Raw genomic sequence first — 15880 nt, forward strand, 5'->3', positions numbered from 1 at the left:
AAATGATGGCTTATCAGCCCTTATCTGATCGTTTAAGACCTCAGTGCTTGTCTGACTATGTTGGGCAAAGCCACTTGCTGGGTGAGCAACGTGCGCTGTCAAAAGTCTTTGCCTCTAAGCATTTACATTCGATGATTTTTTGGGGGCCACCCGGTACAGGTAAGACGACCCTAGCTAGACTGATTGCTCAGCAGTCGGATTTGCAGTTTATTAGCTTATCTGCGGTATTAGATGGGGTTAAAGAGGTGCGTAAAGCGGTTGATCAAGCTAAGATTCAGCGTGAACAATTTAACCAAGGTACGTTATTATTTGTTGATGAAGTGCATCGTTTCAACAAGTCGCAGCAGGATGCGTTTTTGCCCTATGTCGAAGATGGCACTTTTGTGTTTATTGGTGCTACCACTGAAAACCCGTCTTTTGAGTTAAACAATGCTTTGTTATCACGCGCAAGGGTGTATGTTTTAAAATCCTTAAGCCCAAATGAATTAGCTCAAGTCGTTGAGCGAGCCTTAAAGGTTTTAGCCGAGGATTTGGGTGCGTCTGTCCACTTTGAACCGGCTGCGCAGGATTTATTGATTGCGGCAGCTGATGGTGATGCCCGACGTTTGATTAACTTTATGGAACAACTCGCAGATTTTGCTCAGCCGCAACAGCAAGCCCTCCCAGAAGGGGAACAAACTCTGGTGATTACACTAGACGATTGTCGCGAAATTGTGCAAGCCGGTTTTCGGCGATTTGATAAGGGGGGCGAAGCCTTTTATGATCAAATTTCTGCCTTACATAAATCGGTGCGCGGCTCAGATCCGAATGCGGCGCTTTATTGGTTGGTGCGTATGTTGGACGGCGGGGTAGATCCACGTTATTTAGCACGAAGATTGATTCGTATGGCATCGGAAGAAATTGCGAATGCAGACCCGCGCGCACTAGATGTCGCGATTAATGCAGCGCAAGCCTATGAACGGCTTGGTTCTCCAGAGGGGGATTTAGCCTTGGCGCAGGCTGCCGTTTATTTAGCGGTCGCGCCAAAATCGAATGCAGTCTATATGGCTTATAAAGCCGCCCTTAAAGACATTAAACAGCAGGGTTCGGATGAGGTGCCGTTACATTTACGTAATGCGCCAACCAAGCTGATGCAAGGCATGGATTATGGCAAGGGTTATCGTTATGCACATGATGAGCCTGAGGCGTTTGCGGCGGGTGAATGCTATTTTCCTGATTCAATGCCAGAGCGAGATTATTATCAACCGGTTGAACGTGGCTTAGAAATTAAAATTGCTGCAAAAATGGCGCATTTAAAAACGTTGAACCAAGGATCAAGACAGAGGAGGCGTTCCTAGTATGTTTTGGTTAGCGATTGCTGTCGGTGGGGCTCTAGGTGCGGTCGCGCGCTTTGCACTGTCACATCAAACCTACCTATGGTTAGGTAAAGAGTTTGCTTGGGGCACGTTAGCGGTTAATGTTATTGGGTCATTTTTCATGGGCTTGTTGACTATTTTATTGATTAATAAATTTGCGGTTTCGCCTGAATGGAAAGCTTTGATTATCGTTGGGTTCTTGGGTTCGTTTACCACTTTTTCCACCTTTTCTTATGAAAGTCTACAGTTCATTCAAACGGGTGAATGGGCTAAAGCCGCATTAAATATTTTTGTGAGTGTAATGGCTTGCTTAATTGCTGTAGGCATTGGACTTTGGGTTGGTAAACAGTTTTTAGTTGAGTAATTAAAAGATTAATTGAATAGAGAGTAAAAGCGAATGTTAGATGCAAAACTATTAAGAACAGACATGAATACGGTGGTAGAGAAGTTGGCTCATAGAGGATTCTCGTTTGATGCACAAACCTTTAATCAACTCGAACAACAGCGCAAAGATTTGCAGGTCAAAACCGAGCAACTTCAAGCGCAACGTAACCAAAGTGCAAAGGCGATAGGTAAAGCAAAAGCTCAGGGTGAAGACGTACAGCCCCTGTTAGATGCGGTTGCTGATCTGGGTGATCAGTTAGAACAAGCCAAACAGGCATTTGATCAGGTGCAATCTGAAATTGATATGATTTTAGCCAGTACGCCGAATTTGCCGCATGATACGACACCTATTGGTCAATCCGAACAGGATAATGTTGAAGTGGAGCGCTGGGGTGAGCCGCGGGTGTTTGACTTTGACGTAAAAGATCACGTTACATTGAGTGAGGCACGAGGTTGGTATGATAACGATGCAGCGACTAAAGTCACTTCGGCACGTTTTTCTGTTTTAAAGGGGCCGATGGCTCGTTTGCAGCGTGCTTTAACCCAGTTTATGTTGGACACTCATAGCTTTGAACATGGTTACGAAGAGATATATGTACCTTATATCGTAAATCAAGACAGTTTACGTGGGACTGGGCAGCTTCCGAAATTTGCAGCGGACCTATATAAAATCGAGAAACATGCAGAACACGATACCAGTGATCGTGACTTGTACTTAATTCCAACCGCTGAAGTACCTATCACGAATTTATTACGAAACGAAATCGTTGATGAGTCCGATTTACCCTTGATGTATGTTGCGCATACGCCTTGTTTTCGTTCAGAAGCCGGTTCATACGGCAAAGACGTCAAGGGGTTGATTCGTCAGCACCAGTTTGAAAAAGTTGAGATGGTACAGTTTGTTCACCCTGATGAGTCTTACGCTGCACTGGAAACCTTGACCCAGCATGCCGCAAATATTCTTCAAAAATTAGGTTTGCCTTATCGCGTAATGGCTTTGTGTACTGGTGATATAGGTTTTTCGTCAGCCAAAACCTATGACCTGGAAGTCTGGTTACCGGGGCAAAATGCCTACCGTGAAATTTCCTCCTGTTCAAATTTTGAAGACTTTCAGGCTCGAAGAATGCTAGCTCGTTTCCGAAGTGGACAAGATAAACCTCAGCTACTCCACACGCTTAACGGTTCAGGCCTAGCGGTAGGGCGCACCTTGGTTGCCATATTAGAAAACTATCAAAATGCAGATGGTTCGATCATCGTTCCTGAGGTTTTACGTGGCTATATGGATGGGATAGAAAAAATTTAAACTATTTTAAATAAAAACGTAAAACAGGCTTGCAAAGTCTGACTAAAGTACTATAATACGCAACATCAATTTTGGTGGACTGGCTGAGCGGTTGAAGGCGGCGGTCTTGAAAACCGTTGTAGGTTAATAGCCTACCTGGGGTTCGAATCCCTAGTCCACCGCCATATTCGATAATTAAGCCTGCTTATGCGGGCTTTTTTTATGTCTTAAATAATATAAAATCAACAACTTAGCGGCTTATTTGCTATTAAGACGTATTATCAAAGCTTATCAAAAAGCGGGTAACAGGTCGGGTAATATTTTGAGTTACCGATTCCGCTTCAATAAAAAAGAGCAAACGCTTACTTTTGGCGAATATCTAGCGGTGACATTAGCCAAAGCCCGTTTGCTTCGAGATGATGTGTACATGGTATCGGCTTTGGTTATTGCGACAATAACCCCGTTGGCAATATAGCCCGTGATCTATTCGACAAACCGATTAAAAAAGCAATTACGCCCACACCACAGACCGCAAAGCCCTAGCGCAAGTGCTCCGATCATTAGAAAGCTATCAAGGCGACATATCAACGCTTAAAGCCCTAACCCTGCAACCCTATGTTTTCTTAAGGTCTAAAGAACTGGCAGGCTTGTGCTGGGATGAAATAGATCTAGACCAAAAGGCAATTGAGATTAGTGCCGAACGCATGAAAAAGAAACGGCCCCACCTTGTACCGATCACCCCGCAAGTTTTGGAAGTAATCGAATACATGCAACCGATCAGCGGGGATTGTAATTATGTATTCCTCAGCGCAAGAACGAAACAACGCCTTAGACAGTCTAAAACGGGGTTAAAATGTCATTCCGTTACACGCTATAAAACAGTGTTAAACGCCCCCTATTTGGCATGGGTAAAAACACGGTTTTTTAGTGTCTGATTTTAGGTGTTTGTGTGCGTGTGAGTTTGCATACCATTGAAAAATCAGTGGGGTTAGTGGGACTTTGCTTTTTATTTCAACAAAATCAAAATGTTATGTCACCCCGCTTTAATGGGGTTGGCGTGTGGGGTTAGTGGAGTTGTATATGATATAAAGCGTAGATAAAAGAGCGAAAAACTGCAAGTAACGTGCAAATAATGCGATTTTGTCCCCTTGCAGACCCCGCCAATTTTCACCCCAAAAACGCATAAAAACAGACCCCAAAATCAACACAAAACCACCCAAAAACAGGAAAAAAACAACCCTGTTTTTTTATCGCTCAATCAGGCCTGACAGGTTAGGGCGGTTAATCGTTTGGCGTTGGTGGGATTGTCTCCGGTGCGTTGTGTCTAGCGTGCTTATGTTTATCTTTGTTGCAGTAATGATTCAACCAAGAAAAAAATAAAAATAGGCGTGGTAATGGTGAATGCAATAATAGCGAATATATAAAGCGGGGTTAAGTTGAGCATTATTGAGGCTCATTTATTAAAACCAAACCAGCCCAAACAAATAGAATTGAACAATACTTGTATTATGCCAGCGTATAGAGGCGCATACAATAAACTTCAAGTTTGAGTTTATGCCATAATGATCTTAGAATAGTTTTCACAATGTTAAAACCCAACTGAATCACAAAAGCAGACTACACCATGCAAACGGCATTAAGACAAATCGGCAACTCAAGGGGCGTGATTATCCCTGCCCCTATTATTGAACAGCTACACCTAGATCAACCTATAGAAATGCTGGTGCAAGATGGGGCGCTATTGCTCAAACCCAGTGAAAACCCTAGGGCGGGCTGGTTTGATGGATACGACCCGCTTAAAGACGATCAACCACTGGCCGACATGCAAGACCTAGGCAGCGAACAAGAGGGCTGGGAGTGGTAAGCCGTGGTGATGTGTACTGGGTTGAACTTGATCCCACACTAGGCAGCGAGATCAGCAAAACGCGGCCCTGTTTGATTGTATCGCCTGACGACATGAACAACTCCTTGCCCCGTGTGATTGTTGCACCTATCACTTCAAAAGGTCAGCCCCTTGGTTGCAGGCCTGAAACCACCCTAGCCGGTAAGCAAGCCCGCATACTGCTTGATCAGGTTCGCAGGATTGATAAACGGCGGTTAAAAAAGAAACTAGGCGTTATCCCTTTGGCTGTTTGGCATAAAACACTGATTCGAATGTTTACCTAGTCCGTGGCGCTGGGGCATAGATAAAGGTTTAATGTACTAAAAAGGCTATTAATCAACTAATCTAAACGCTGCAAAGCTAATTTATCACCTTGTTTGTCGCTTAAATGTTACAATCATTCCATGAAATATAGAATCCTAACGACTACAAAATTTGATAAATGGTTTAAATCCATCAAGGATAAAATGACCCGCTACCGACTGGAAGCAAGAATCAACCAAGTAGCGCGGGGCAACTTTGGAGATTGGAAACCAATTGACTCTAATGTGAATGAATTACGTTTTTTCTTTGCTGGAGGGGTTCGGATTTATTACATCATCCGAGAAAATGAAATTGTTTTGCTTCTTAATGGTGGTGACAAATCCACTCAAAGTAGAGACATAGCAACGGCTAAGGATTTGTTTAGCCAATTAGGGGAATAATCATGGCACTGGAATTAAAAGAATTTGAATTTGCACAAAACATTGAGACCAAGGAGGATGCGGCCTTATACCTTAGCGCATTCTTGGAGGACGGCGGAACGCAAAGCCTACTTGATGGATTGCGCCACCTGATACAAGCCAAAGGCATGAGCGAAACCGCAAGATTAAGCGGCATTAATCGCCAACATCTTTATCGCCTATTGAATGGCGAAACTCAGCCGAAATTTGAAACCCTTTATAAATTACTTCATGCACTGGGGTTTAAATTTTCAGTCAATGTAGCCTGACCTAACAGCATTGGCACGGCCTAGAGTAACCACTTGGTTGCAGGCCTGAAACTACCCTAGCCGGTAAGCAAGCCCGCATACTGCTTGATCAGGTTCGCACGATTGATAAACGGCGGTTAAAAAAGAAACTAGGCGTTATCCCTTTGGCTGTTTGGCATAAAACACTGATTGAAATGTTTACCTAGTCCGTGGCGATGGGGTTCAGGTAAGGGTTACAGGTTTTGGGGGTGTAGCCGGTGCGATTAACCAATCAACTCAGCCAACCATATCATGCCTGACAGATTAGGGCGGTAAACCGTTTGCCGTTGGTGGGGTTGTGTCGAGCGTATGGCGGTGAATGAATCGGGGGCGTGTTGCTTGCTGGTATGGCTGTTACCCACAAGGGGGGAGGTTATTGCCTGCAATTTGTCCATTTATTCTGTGCTTTAATAAATTGTTCTGGTCAAGCTTTTTTGGACACATCTTTTTTACAATTTTCATAGTCAATGGGCGATAAACCACCATTAGAACTATGAAGCCTAATTAAGTTGTAGTAGCGCATGTAACTCGCTACATCCTGTTTCATGCTTTCAGCGCTGGCGTGATGCACTTTAAATAGCCAATCATGCTTGAGACTACCAAAAAAACGTTCTACGACCGCATTATCCCAACAGGCACCCACATCACCCATCAACGCACGCATTTTCTGTTTAGCTAACAATCTCGCAAAACGCTTGCTGTAACGATTTCATGACCAACTCCACCGTCATGCGCTCACTGAGCGCCCAGCCAATAATACGGCGTGAGTAAAGATCCATCACAATACTCAAGTACAACCAACCTTGAGGGGTCTTTAAGTAGGTGATGTCACCCGCCCAAACTTGATTAATCCTAGTGGGATTAAAGTCCATCTTAATCAGGTTTTCTGCCACACGATGTGTAAGGTTTCGTTTTGTTGTAACCTTGTAGGCCCGTCGCTGCGTCACAACCAAGCCTGGTGTTTTCATTAGTCGACGCGTTTTTTCACGACTGAATTGGAAAACCGTTTTTTTGTAGGGCTTTAGCGAGCTCACGTGAGCCAAGACTTTGCCGACTGTCTTTAAATAACCGCTTGGCCATGCCTTGTAGCTCGAGTTCTTCGGGCGTAATACCTTTCTTAGGCTGTTTTTTCCAAGCATAGTAACCTGAACGGCTTAGCTTGAGCATCTTGCTGACAGACTTAACTGCTAAGCCCTCCTGAACCAGTTTTTCCATGAGTTCAAATCCTACAGGATGTCTTGTGCCAGAAGGGCCGAGGCTTTTTTTAAGATTTCTTTTTCGACCTTTAAACGCTTGTTTTCAGCACGTAGCTTTTTAAGTTCAGCTCGCTCATCTGGATCGAGCACAATCCCTTTGGCTTGCGATTCTAGATTGTCTTTCCACTTGTAAAGCAAATTGGTTCTAACCCCTAAGGATTGAGCAGCTTCAGCTACACTATATCCTTGCTCAGTCACTAAAGCGACGGCTTCTTTTTTAAACTCATCGCTGTAGGTTTTATAAGTTCTCTTTTCAGTCATGATCACTCCTAGCTCGACAATATCTATTGTCTCTAATAAAAGTGTCCATTGCTATTAGACCAGAACATCTTATATCGAATTAAAGAGGGGTTACGTGACGCGAGCGATCTGCAAGAAAAGATCGCTGTAACCAAGGAGCTCCCGGAAAGCGCTGATAAAAATGAAAAAATTAAAAGCATCAATGCCATGCACCCGAAACTCAAAAAACTCGCAGAGGCGCTTCCTGATTTTAAACTAACTGCAATACAAATTCAGTCGGAAACACCGGGCGCTATCAGCACAGAAGTGATGACGCAAGTCGAAAAAATTTCACTGAAAAAAGCGGATTTAAGAGCGGAGCCTACCAATGAAGAAATTAAATTTTTCGTTAAAGTTTCGAGTTTGGCGAATGGTGATGCGCTAGTAAATGTTCAAAATAAAGAAGGCTTTGAAAAGTTGACGATTTCGCGATTTGTGGATGGAGTAGATTGTTGTGACCACTTTTACCACGCAAGCCTTGAAAAAAGCGTGTTTGAAGTAACCCTTTTGCACGATGACGAGCTTGCGTCTGCAAAACCTAAGAGTATCTTAACAGCAAAAAAAGTTAACTTTCCATTCTCAGAAAAGGACATTTTGAATGGTTTTCTCAACAGAAATCGAACAAAAAATCAGCAGCAGGTAGAGCTTGATTTCAACCTTGACAGCGAGCAAGCTCGGTCACCTAAGATTTAAAAATTCACTTTGATTTGAGGGGGGCTAATTTTTAACGGGTGTTTGTTAAAAGCTTTATACCAGTATAGGGCGTTTAAACTAAGGGTTTTGGGTTTTTAACACACTCGTTTTATGTTAAATGGCGATTTTTATCTATAATCGCCGTTTTGAAGTTTTCATTTGGCAGGCCTTAGCGTGCATTGCGCCGGCCTTCACCGCCTCTTCAATCAGTGTTGGGGTGTGATCATCATGCCTCGTCCTCCAGCAGCGCGCGGTACTTTTTTTGTAGTACCAATAATACAGCGGCTTCAGCCAGCGCCTTATCTTTGCGCTTTAGTTCTTTTTGCAGTTTTTTTATCTGCGCTTGCGCTTCTTTTAGGGCATTCTGTTCATCAGTGGTTTGGGTTTTTGTCTGAGTCAAAGCGTGTTTCCATTGGGTGATATGTTAAACATAAAGGCCTTTTTGACGACAGTATTCACTGCGCTCCTGCGCATTCATCGCCGCCATTTCTATGATAACCGCTAACTTGGCTTCATTCGACCAAGATTGGGTATTTTTCACTTGCGATCCGGCTACAACTAAACCTTGTTCCTTGGCTTCCTTTAACCATCTGTAAAGCGCCGATTTACTGATTTGCTCTTGCTCTACAACCAACAAAACCGATTGATTGTGAGGAGGCAATAGTTTTTTAAGAGTCGTTTCTTTTATCTTCTGGTTTAACTTACTAACTTTTACGCCCCATTCCGACTAGTTGTGTTTTAAATTAAAAGCGACAACTAGTCTGACACAGGGGGCCACCTAGTGTTTGCAAGTCGAACACTATCAGAAGGCTGCATCAAAGTTACACTCAACTACAGCCTATAAAGAACATTAAGCTGTGGATTTTTTAGGCTTGTTAACCTGTAGTTTTTTACGAAATCTAATCGTGATGTAAATGATGACTAATTTCAGGATAAACATAAACATAAAGGCGATAAATAGAATTCTTTCAGAAATGCCAAGTGTCTGATGGTAAATGCCAATCCAGGCAAAAAAAGTAGCCAATATCAAGATTACCACTAAAGTCTTCCGGTGAGACAGTCCAAACATCAGCATCAAATGGTGTATATGGTTTTGATCAGCCTTGAAAGGTGATAAACCATTTAGTAAGCGCGCAAACATCACGCTAAAAATATCAAGGATTGGAACAAGCAAAATAAAAACCACGGCAATAGGGGGAAGCGTTTGATCAGATTGGCTAGAAGATTCAATCAAAAACCATGCACAGATAAAGCCTAAAAGTGTACTGCCTGAATCACCCAAGAAAATCTTACGTCTACTGTTAAAAATCCCAAGATTGAACACGAAAAAGATAATCAGACTACTGACCATAATTAAACTGATAACAAAAAAACTGTTTTGATTGCTTAAGTTTAAGTAAAGAATCGCGCCTAGAACAATCATCGCCAAGCCAGAAGCTAAACCATCAATACCATCAATCATATTAAACGCATTGATTGCAGTCACAATAGCCGCAATAGTAAAAATCTTTGACCAGTCTCCAAGAAGTATTTCGTTGCTTGACCATATCGAACCCAATGAATGGACATAAATATCGCCACCAACCACCAGTAAGCTTGCCGCCGCAATTTGTATAATCAGTCGAGTAACCGGTGAGGTATGCTTGATATCATCAATAATCCCGGATATAAAAAGAATTGAAGCGCCGATTACGGCATACAAAAAATTGTCTGAAAGTTCAGTAATCCAAAATGCAAAAGGCGTTGCAATTAGAAGCAAAACTAAAAAGAGCACAACCCCACCGGTAAGTGGAATGGAGGTTTTATGCAAGTGTCGATCTAGATGAGGTGTGTGAACCAAACCTAAAGGTTTAGCCCACTTGCAAGAGGAGTAAAAAGCTACGGCAGAAAATACCGCAGCAATTAAACAGATTAAAATTAGATTTAATATCATCTTAAACTATGAATCACTTTGCTAAAACGATAGCGTCTAATAATTGATTATAATTGTTATTCATATAAGCGGGAGTAAGCCTGCCGTTATCAAAAAAATGAATGGATTGATTAAATGAATTAGACAAAGAAGCGCCAACTAACTTATACCCAGGGTTGATATCAATCAGGTTATTTTTAGGTGCGATTGGGTTGTCGGTTACTGTACCAATGCCGGTAAACCAAAGAGGGTCCCCACCAAGTGTAACAGGCCCCAAGGCAATGTTTTTACGAGGGCCTAAAGGAAACATAATACTCATGTCAACCCGCTCCCAAGTAATGTTGGATTGAGTTAACGCCAATCCAACTTGAGCATTTCCAAGGCGAACTCGGCTATAGTAGATATTCGAGCGGTCATCTTCGATATATTCACCAGTTTGAAAACCAAAGGTTAAGTTACGTGCATGCCAATGGCCTTCAATACCAACGGCATTATAATCCAAGGTGGTATCTAACCGATTAGACTTCATGCTACCTTGTCGCCAGTATAGGCGGCCATAACCCTCAAATGCTTGATACTCTCCCTGGTTCATCCAGCCTTTAAAATGAGTATTGCCAAGAGATAATTGCCCCAGTGAAAAGGTGTTAACAAGGCCAGGGTAGGGCTGAAGAGTCTGATGAATCATTAATTCATTCATCTGATCTTCAAACGCCTTGATATTGAAGACGCGGCCTTCCTCAAAATTGTGAGAGTTTTGCGTTCCAATGTGATAAACATTTGACAAATGAGCACCATACCAAAGCGGTAACTTAACTATGGGTCGTAAAGCGATGGAGTAATCCCAATTATCCCATTCAGTACCATAATAACCACGATAAGCGAGGGTAAGCGTTATATCGACTTTTTCATTACGCCGTGGTTCAAAAAACCAGTCAGCATCAGGATAGCGATTCACCTGCGAGTAATGAATTAAGGGTTTAACTTTTGATGCGGTTATAGATTGGGCGTTCTTAGAAATAAATTTAAGGTTATCACTGGTTACTCGTGTTTTAAGAAGCACAATACCCCTGTTTAAGGTGTAAATTTCAATGTCTTTAAATTGATCGATAAAATTAGCCTCGGCAAGAGTATTTAGTAGAGCACCTAACGCAAGGGTTTGACTCCAGTTATGTAACCGATTTTCATAAACAACAATTAGCGTATTTTGACGAACACCAATATGAACACGATCTAGACCAGCATTATCCAGTGCATCGCGAAGGCGGAGTGCAGTGTCAATTGGAATAGATTCACCAGAAATAGGTGGGATAATTTCAGAAACATACGCATTGTGATCCAATGTTAAACCCTTTTCAGGTAAAGGGGTATCACTTACAAACCCAATTTTTGGCAAGTTATCAGGCCTGCGTTTTGTAGTGACGATAGTGTCATGGATCGGAAGGGGGTCATTTGCTGAGGATTCATATCTAGGCAAAGATGCCATTTCAGCAGATTCATTTTTAAACGTCTGATTAACTTTAGATTGCTGCAAACTCGTTTTAAGTGGTGAAACGACCACAGGCTGAGATACAACATTCATCTTATCAGAGCCAGGATGGCGGCCACCTATAGGCCAAGTGATGCCGACATTAAAAGCCAAGGGCTCATCAGGGTGCGAATTATAAACAATGCCACCAACATGAAGTTTGCCGGCAAAGCCCAGAAACTCAGACCATATAAATGAAACGCCGGCGCGATGTCCCGCTGACTCCTTTTCAGCTTTAAATTCAACCCAATCAGTGGGCTGGTAGCTTATTCCGGCAAAAGCGCCTTTTAAAACGCCATTATCGCTACGCTGTCCTTCAGGCTTTAGGCTATAACCCGCTGTAAGGTCAAAGTCGCCAAGTTTAAAGCTTGATACCGCATAATAGCGGCGAAAATTGACAGCTAAACCTGCTAGGTCAGTACCACCCACAGCAAACCGCAAATTTTCACCTGAAAGATAAGGAAGTTGAAACTTAACATTACCGCTTAAATCACGTCGATAAAAATCTTTATATACGTACTTTTGATGAATTTCGTCACTGTAATAATGTAGAAGTCTTAAACCAACTTCTAATCTAGGGTAAACGCCCAGTGTCGCGTTTATGTTTTCACCTTTAGTGTATGTATCTCGACGGTTATCCCCATCAAGAACATTGTTGTAACTAAAAGAAAAATCAGAAAAATTTTGAACATCCGCATTCGGGATATTGAACAAACCAGTTACACCGTAAGTGTTTAACTGATTGGAATGGCTGGCTTGACTTATTAAGATTGCAAACAGAAAAATAAATAAATTAATCGAATTTTTGTTGAAAAAAATGATTTTAGCCATTCGTTGTTTGCTCAGAAGTTGAAGTCAAATTAAAAAGCCCCTCGTAAGGGGCTTGTTCAGTTTTTAAAACTAATGTGTAAAAACTATGGTGCTGCTCCGACTACTGCTCCAGTACCAGTACCAGTACCAGTACCAGTACCTGGATCAACTGGATCTGCAGGATTAACTGGATCAACTGGATCAACTGGATCAACTGGATCAACTGGATCAACTGGATCAACTGGATCAACTGGATCAACTGGATCAACTGGATCAACTGGATCAACTGGATCAACTGGATCAACTGGATCAACTGGTGTTTCTGGTTTTAGGGCATCAATAGCATCTTTGACTGTTTCATCAAATAGTGATTTTTGATTGTCATCGAACAAAGAGGTTGGATCAGCACCTTCGGGAAGGCCAGCTAACGCATCAGCAAGTTGCGTTGCTTTTTGGTTAATAGCTCCAATTACCTTTTCAGACTCATTTTCAATTTTGCTTAACAAATCCTGATTTGGAGGAGTTGTATTCAGATTGGTTGCTGCTTTAGATGCAACTTCACCGATAATCGACTTGACAGAAGCAGGGTTTAATAGGTTCACACTGTCTCTATTTTTAAGCGTTTCAGCCAAGGCGGCCATTGCAGCTTTATAAGTATCATTACCATTTAAGCCGGAATTGTTAAGAGTCAGCGCCTGTGTAACAATATTCAGAATATTGTGAATAGCTTGAGTAGCTTCAAACATTTTTGCTGAAGTATAAGGCGATTGGTAAAGATCAAAGTCTTCATCTAAACCAAGTAATGTTCTTACTTGAGCTTCTGAGGCCGCTAGATCAGCGCCATCACCTAGAAGCGCAACAACTAAAGTAGTAACTGGAGTGACAAACTTAGAGTTTTTCGGCGCTGTTAACACTCCAATAAATGGCACCTCAGAACCAGTGGCAGTGTCATATGAGTCAGGACCTGAACTACATTCGATGGTTTTATCCTGAGCAAAGTTTCCTGTAATAGTAAAAGTACCAGTGATGTTTGTTGGCGCAGTTGCTGTTAAATCGTCAGCCGTACAGTTCATGTTAACAAGAAAGCCATCAATAGCTTGACCTGTCACCGTTTGTTCATTGTTTGAGCTGCTTGAACTACAGCCTGCAAGCGTAATGGCTAAAGCACTTGCAATAGCACCAGCTAAAATTTTCTTTTTCATTTCCAGTCCACCCTATGATTTTAAAAAATAAGCTTAATTCATGCCTTAAAACATAAATATTAAATTGTTAAGCCTATACTAATTTTATACCATCTCTTTGTCAACATTATGTTTTTAAAAACCGTATACTTTTGTAAAGTTGGTTTAGCGGTTTAGAATGGAGTAATTAGGCTGTTATAATCCTAATCACATTCTTGATTTTCCGGTGAACCATTTGTCATTATGTTAGCTATTCATTTGTCCAAGGCGCTCTCATTCGTCTTATCCCTCTTAGTTGCGCTATGGCTGGGCATGGCTGTAGCTTATATCTATTCAACCTACATAGAGCGCACTTCATCAGAATTAGACCTGTTCGTTGGTAGGGTTCCCCCTTTGGACATAAATGTTCCGAGTAATCCAGTAACCCTAGGTCGCCTATGGGGCGAGTCGACTGGCTTACCGCCCACGCAAAAAATAGAATCAAACCCAAAAGCAGAACAACAAGCGCAACAGCAAATCGCCAGGCTCAATATTGAACTGCTTGGGGTAATTGTTTCACCAGATTACAGGTTAGCCATTATAAAAACATCAAATCGTGAATTAATACTGCTTGAAGGGGAAAGCATCAGCCAAACCGTCCAGCTAAAATCGGTTCTCCCAGACCATGTCATAATTATTTCGCAAGGCATTTCATTCACCCTTTGGTTGGATGATGGGCGTTTAGAGCGTCAAGTCTCTAGCGCAATAGACGAAATAGATCCACTGCTAGCACAGCAGCAATACAATGAAGCGCGAATTCAAGAAGTCGCAAAAAGTTTGAGAGAAAAGCCACTAAGCATCGGAAACTATGTACAATTTCGAATCCTGTTTAAAAATGGAAGATGGGATGGCGTAGCCATTGCACCAAAAAACGATCCCGAAGTTTACAGACACTTAGGCTTTGAAACAAACGACATCATAAAAGCTGTAAATGGGCATTCAACCCACGAGATTGCTACCAGTGACCAACTTTGGCTGCAATTTCTGACGACCGATAGGTTTGAAGTTCAAGTTGAACGAAATGGCCAAATGGAATCACTATTGATAGATTTAACCCAGTGACTAAGCCTACTTTAAAAACAATCATATATATACCGCTGCTAATCTTAGCTTTTTTAGCAGGCTTTATTATTCACTTCCCAGTTGCCCTGCTGCAAGAACGCCTTCAGCAAAATCTACCGGAACCAATTCAAATTATCAGTTTGCAGGGTAGGGCTAGCGAAGGAAAAGCCTATATTGATCTTGCCGGAAATCCAATTAACCTAGCCTGGAAACTTAAATGGCAGGGGATGTTTACGGCAAAGCTTCCGATAGACCTAAGGCTGGATGCGGCTCGTTTCGGTCAGGGGATTGTCAGTATGGAACTAAACACAAAAGGAGTGAACATTAAAGAAATTAAAAGCATTCTTTATAACCCCGCGCACCTCATGCAAGTATTTGACAACAAATTTCAATTTTTACAGCAAACCACTCAAACTATAAAGCTCGACAGTTTTAATGCAACAATCCCCTGGATTTCACAATGGCCGACATCCATGCAAGGACAGGGAGCCATTGAAAGAGTGAACCTGCTCGGCGCAAAAATTGATCAAATAAATGTCCAGATCAAAACAGCCGAATCAGTGCCTGCTGAACTAAACCCCATAATTAGACTGTTTTTTAACGCAAATGAACCCGGTTGGCAGCTTAATGCTAGCCTAGAATTAACCCCGAACTACCTGTTCGAGTTCAATGCACAAATCGAAGCACAAGCTTCAGATAAACTACCCGATTGGGCGATACTGCTAATGCAACAGCAATCGCCGACACAAACAAGCTATCAACTAAAAGGTAAAATTAAGCCATAAAAAAGTAAATAATGTATAATTATTAAAATTTCAACCAAACAGATTGTAAGTGCTAGGCAAAAGAACGATGCAAACAACAAAAACAACCAGTGTGCTACTCACACTCTTAATATCGATAGGATTGACCGGCTGTCAAATAACGCCGAATCAACTAGTGAATGACCAAGTAAAATCGGTACAAAAAAGCAACCAGGTTCAAGCCAAAAAGACTATTGATATTCCGCAAGATCAAGATCGCTTTAAATTAGCGCAATCGCCTTGGGGGGAGCAGGTAGAAGTGCAGGTGTTAGAACGCTACACCGCCGCCAGTGGCCGCGAATGTGCTCGACTAGACATAATGCAAACCCAAACCTCAAGCCAAACAACCGCAGCGCTCGTTTGCCAGTACCCAAATGGAAGCTGGATTCCTAGCCGTCACTTTTAAGA

At 42.1% G+C, this 15880-nt stretch carries 18 protein-coding genes, 1 tRNA gene and 2 pseudogenes; 14 read left to right on the plus strand and 7 right to left on the minus strand.

Annotated elements, in window-relative coordinates; translation table 11 throughout:
- Nucleotides 1–2: 2 nt before the first annotated feature.
- The 10 genes and pseudogenes from JX580_RS04930 to JX580_RS11975 form a co-directional block, all read left to right on the plus strand.
- Nucleotides 3–1337 (plus strand): replication-associated recombination protein A, encoded by a 1335-nt coding sequence (locus JX580_RS04930; RefSeq protein ID WP_248851689.1) that lies wholly within the window; start codon nucleotides 3–5, stop codon nucleotides 1335–1337.
- 1 nt (nucleotide 1338) lies between these two features.
- On the plus strand, nucleotides 1339–1719 hold the full coding sequence (gene crcB / locus JX580_RS04935) for a fluoride efflux transporter CrcB (RefSeq protein ID WP_248851690.1): 381 nt from the start codon (nucleotides 1339–1341) through the stop codon (nucleotides 1717–1719).
- Nucleotides 1720–1752: 33 nt separating this feature from the next.
- Nucleotides 1753–3042 (plus strand): serine--tRNA ligase, encoded by a 1290-nt coding sequence (gene serS, locus JX580_RS04940; protein ID WP_248851691.1) that lies wholly within the window; start codon nucleotides 1753–1755, stop codon nucleotides 3040–3042.
- Nucleotides 3043–3115: 73 nt separating this feature from the next.
- Nucleotides 3116–3206 (plus strand) — tRNA-Ser (locus JX580_RS04945).
- A gap of 363 nt (nucleotides 3207–3569) precedes the next feature.
- Complete coding sequence (locus JX580_RS04950; RefSeq protein WP_248851692.1) at nucleotides 3570–3956, plus strand: tyrosine-type recombinase/integrase; 387 nt, start codon at nucleotides 3570–3572, stop codon at nucleotides 3954–3956.
- Between the two features lie 689 nt (nucleotides 3957–4645).
- Entirely contained in the window at nucleotides 4646–4885 is a 240-nt protein-coding gene (locus tag JX580_RS04955) for an AbrB/MazE/SpoVT family DNA-binding domain-containing protein (RefSeq protein WP_248851693.1), read from the plus strand.
- Complete coding sequence (locus JX580_RS04960; protein WP_248851694.1) at nucleotides 4879–5187, plus strand: type II toxin-antitoxin system PemK/MazF family toxin; 309 nt, start codon at nucleotides 4879–4881, stop codon at nucleotides 5185–5187. The genes JX580_RS04955 and JX580_RS04960 overlap by 7 nt, the downstream gene beginning before the upstream one ends.
- A 120-nt stretch (nucleotides 5188–5307) precedes the next feature.
- A complete protein-coding gene (locus tag JX580_RS04965) occupies nucleotides 5308–5607 on the plus strand; it encodes a type II toxin-antitoxin system RelE/ParE family toxin (RefSeq protein ID WP_248851695.1) in 300 nt (99 codons plus the stop codon).
- Nucleotides 5608–5609: 2 nt separating this feature from the next.
- The gene (locus JX580_RS04970) at nucleotides 5610–5894 is read left to right on the plus strand and encodes an addiction module antidote protein (RefSeq protein ID WP_248851696.1); all 285 of its coding nucleotides are present in this window, start codon (nucleotides 5610–5612) and stop codon (nucleotides 5892–5894) included.
- Nucleotides 5895–5968: 74 nt separating this feature from the next.
- Nucleotides 5969–6079: pseudogene (locus tag JX580_RS11975) on the plus strand (type II toxin-antitoxin system PemK/MazF family toxin); the annotation flags it as partial.
- 57 nt (nucleotides 6080–6136) lie between these two features.
- On the opposite strand, the gene JX580_RS04975 reads toward JX580_RS11975, so the two are convergent.
- On the minus strand, nucleotides 6137–6307 hold the full coding sequence (locus JX580_RS04975) for a hypothetical protein (protein ID WP_248851697.1): 171 nt from the start codon (nucleotides 6305–6307) through the stop codon (nucleotides 6137–6139).
- Nucleotides 6308–6336: 29 nt separating this feature from the next.
- A pseudogene (locus JX580_RS04980) lies at nucleotides 6337–7429 on the minus strand (IS3 family transposase).
- 48 nt (nucleotides 7430–7477) lie between these two features.
- Here JX580_RS04980 and JX580_RS04985 point away from each other — a divergent pair.
- On the plus strand, nucleotides 7478–8140 hold the full coding sequence (locus JX580_RS04985) for a hypothetical protein (protein WP_248851698.1): 663 nt from the start codon (nucleotides 7478–7480) through the stop codon (nucleotides 8138–8140).
- Nucleotides 8141–8366: 226 nt separating this feature from the next.
- On the opposite strand, the gene JX580_RS04990 is transcribed toward JX580_RS04985, so the two are convergent.
- The 5 genes from JX580_RS04990 to JX580_RS05010 all read right to left on the minus strand — a co-directional run bounded on the left by JX580_RS04990 (nucleotide 8367) and on the right by JX580_RS05010 (nucleotide 13589).
- Nucleotides 8367–8540, minus strand: coding sequence for a hypothetical protein (locus tag JX580_RS04990; protein ID WP_248851699.1), 174 nt, complete (start codon nucleotides 8538–8540; stop codon nucleotides 8367–8369).
- 24 nt (nucleotides 8541–8564) lie between these two features.
- Nucleotides 8565–8801 (minus strand): hypothetical protein, encoded by a 237-nt coding sequence (locus JX580_RS04995; protein WP_248851700.1) that lies wholly within the window; start codon nucleotides 8799–8801, stop codon nucleotides 8565–8567.
- A 189-nt stretch (nucleotides 8802–8990) separates the two neighbouring features.
- On the minus strand, nucleotides 8991–10073 hold the full coding sequence (locus JX580_RS05000) for a hypothetical protein (protein ID WP_248851701.1): 1083 nt from the start codon (nucleotides 10071–10073) through the stop codon (nucleotides 8991–8993).
- A gap of 13 nt (nucleotides 10074–10086) precedes the next feature.
- Entirely contained in the window at nucleotides 10087–12408 is a 2322-nt protein-coding gene (locus tag JX580_RS05005; RefSeq protein WP_248851702.1) for a YjbH domain-containing protein, read from the minus strand.
- Between the two features lie 83 nt (nucleotides 12409–12491).
- The gene (locus tag JX580_RS05010; RefSeq protein WP_248851703.1) at nucleotides 12492–13589 is read right to left on the minus strand and encodes a hypothetical protein; all 1098 of its coding nucleotides are present in this window, start codon (nucleotides 13587–13589) and stop codon (nucleotides 12492–12494) included.
- A 222-nt stretch (nucleotides 13590–13811) separates the two neighbouring features.
- Here JX580_RS05010 and JX580_RS05015 point away from each other — a divergent pair, with 222 nt between their 5' ends.
- From JX580_RS05015 to JX580_RS05025, 3 genes are all read left to right on the plus strand, one after another.
- A complete protein-coding gene (locus JX580_RS05015) occupies nucleotides 13812–14669 on the plus strand; it encodes a type II secretion system protein N (protein WP_248851704.1) in 858 nt (285 codons plus the stop codon).
- Nucleotides 14666–15454, plus strand: a complete 789-nt coding sequence (locus JX580_RS05020; RefSeq protein ID WP_248851705.1) for a hypothetical protein — start codon at nucleotides 14666–14668, stop codon at nucleotides 15452–15454. Before JX580_RS05015 ends, JX580_RS05020 begins: the two co-directional genes overlap by 4 nt.
- A 67-nt stretch (nucleotides 15455–15521) precedes the next feature.
- Nucleotides 15522–15878 carry a DVU3141 family protein gene (locus JX580_RS05025; protein ID WP_248851706.1) on the plus strand — a complete coding sequence of 119 codons (357 nt, stop codon included), beginning with the start codon at nucleotides 15522–15524 and terminating at the stop codon, nucleotides 15876–15878.
- Nucleotides 15879–15880 lie beyond the last annotated feature (2 nt).

It is taken from the genome of Thiomicrospira microaerophila (genome assembly GCF_023278225.1).
Taxonomy (GTDB): Bacteria; Pseudomonadota; Gammaproteobacteria; order Thiomicrospirales; family Thiomicrospiraceae; genus Thiomicrospira; species Thiomicrospira microaerophila_A.

What these genes read in the sequence shown, in the direction of transcription:
- JX580_RS05025 (WP_248851706.1), top strand. Translation starts at nt 15,522, where the DNA reads ATGCAAACAACAAAAACAACCAGTGTGCTACTCACACTCTTAATATCG.
- serS (WP_248851691.1), top strand. Translation starts at nt 1,753, where the DNA reads ATGTTAGATGCAAAACTATTAAGAACAGACATGAATACGGTGGTAGAG.
- JX580_RS05015 (WP_248851704.1), top strand. Translation starts at nt 13,812, where the DNA reads ATGTTAGCTATTCATTTGTCCAAGGCGCTCTCATTCGTCTTATCCCTC.
- JX580_RS05010 (WP_248851703.1), bottom strand. Translation starts at nt 13,589, where the DNA reads ATGAAAAAGAAAATTTTAGCTGGTGCTATTGCAAGTGCTTTAGCCATT.
- crcB (WP_248851690.1), top strand. Translation starts at nt 1,339, where the DNA reads ATGTTTTGGTTAGCGATTGCTGTCGGTGGGGCTCTAGGTGCGGTCGCG.
- JX580_RS05000 (WP_248851701.1), bottom strand. Translation starts at nt 10,073, where the DNA reads ATGATATTAAATCTAATTTTAATCTGTTTAATTGCTGCGGTATTTTCT.
- JX580_RS04930 (WP_248851689.1), top strand. Translation starts at nt 3, where the DNA reads ATGATGGCTTATCAGCCCTTATCTGATCGTTTAAGACCTCAGTGCTTG.
- JX580_RS04975 (WP_248851697.1), bottom strand. Translation starts at nt 6,307, where the DNA reads ATGGACAAATTGCAGGCAATAACCTCCCCCCTTGTGGGTAACAGCCAT.
- JX580_RS04965 (WP_248851695.1), top strand. Translation starts at nt 5,308, where the DNA reads ATGAAATATAGAATCCTAACGACTACAAAATTTGATAAATGGTTTAAA.
- JX580_RS05005 (WP_248851702.1), bottom strand. Translation starts at nt 12,408, where the DNA reads ATGGCTAAAATCATTTTTTTCAACAAAAATTCGATTAATTTATTTATT.
- JX580_RS04955 (WP_248851693.1), top strand. Translation starts at nt 4,646, where the DNA reads ATGCAAACGGCATTAAGACAAATCGGCAACTCAAGGGGCGTGATTATC.
- JX580_RS04970 (WP_248851696.1), top strand. Translation starts at nt 5,610, where the DNA reads ATGGCACTGGAATTAAAAGAATTTGAATTTGCACAAAACATTGAGACC.